Below are 1,014 nucleotides of genomic sequence, written 5' to 3'. Positions count from 1 at the left end.
CCTTCCGGTCGTCGTGTGTTTGTTTTCCCTGGTCAGGGTTCGCAGTGGGCGGGGATGGCGGTGGAGTTGCTGGACACGGATGGGGTGTTCGCGGGGTTGTTGCGGGAGGCGGCTGCGGCGGTTGAGCGGTTTGTCGGGTGGCGGGTTGAGGACGTGTTGCGGGGGGTGGAGCGGGAGTTGACCTTGGAGCGTATCGAGGTGGTGCAGCCTGTTCTGTTCGCTGTGCATGTGGCGCTGGCGCGTTTGTGGGAGTCGCGTGGTGTGGTTCCGGACGCGGTGGTGGGTCATTCGCAGGGTGAGGTGGCGGCGGCTGTGGTCGCGGGTGCTCTGACGTTGGAGGACGGGGCTCGTCTGATCGTGGTGCGGTCGCGGTTGTTCGCGGAGCGTCTGGTGGGGCGTGGTCTGGTGGCGTCGGTGTCGCTGCCGCGGGAGGAGGTGGAGGAGCGGCTTGCCGCTTTGGGGGGTGTGTTGTCGGTTGCGGGGGTGAACGCGCCGTCGTTGACGACGGTGGCGGGTGCGCCGCGGGAGTTGGAGGAGCTAGTTGCGGGGTTGACGGCGGAGGGGGTGCGGGCGCGGGTGATTCCGGCGACGGTGGCCTCGCACAGTGCTCAGGTGGAGCCGTTGCGGGAGCGGCTGGGGGAGCTTTTGTCGTTTGTGCGGCCGCGGCGTGGTCGGGTTCCGATGTATTCGACGGTGACTGGGACGGTTCTGGACGGCAGTGAGCTGGATGCGGGGTACTGGTATGAGAACTGCCGCCGTCCGGTGCTGTTCGAGCCGGTGGTGCGCGGGCTGATCGGTGAGGGGTATCGCACTTTTGTCGAGGCCAGTGCGCATCCGGTGTTGACCTTGGCGGTCGATCAGACGGCCGAGGAGGTGGGGGCGGCTGTTGTCACGGTGGGCACGCTGCGTCGTAAGGAAGGCGGCACTGAGCGGTTCACGACCTCGCTGGCCGAGGCCTGGACCCGGGGCGTCGCGGTCGACTGGGCCGGCTCGTTCGACGACCGGCCGGGCCAG

At 68.3% G+C, this 1,014-nt stretch carries 1 protein-coding gene; it reads left to right on the top strand.

The features are described 5' to 3' along the window. Window positions 1-15: 15 nt before the first annotated feature. Window positions 16-1,014, top strand: a 999-nt coding sequence (locus ACIRHA_RS43160; RefSeq protein WP_403857735.1) for an acyltransferase domain-containing protein, incomplete at its 3' end; no start/stop codon positions are given.

Origin of the sequence: Streptomyces sp. NPDC102360 (genome assembly GCF_044766085.1) — a bacterium.
GTDB lineage: Bacteria > Actinomycetota > Actinomycetes > Streptomycetales > Streptomycetaceae > Streptomyces.
The sequence above is the reverse complement of the archived record's forward strand: the minus strand, read 5'-3'. Positions and strand labels throughout refer to the sequence as shown.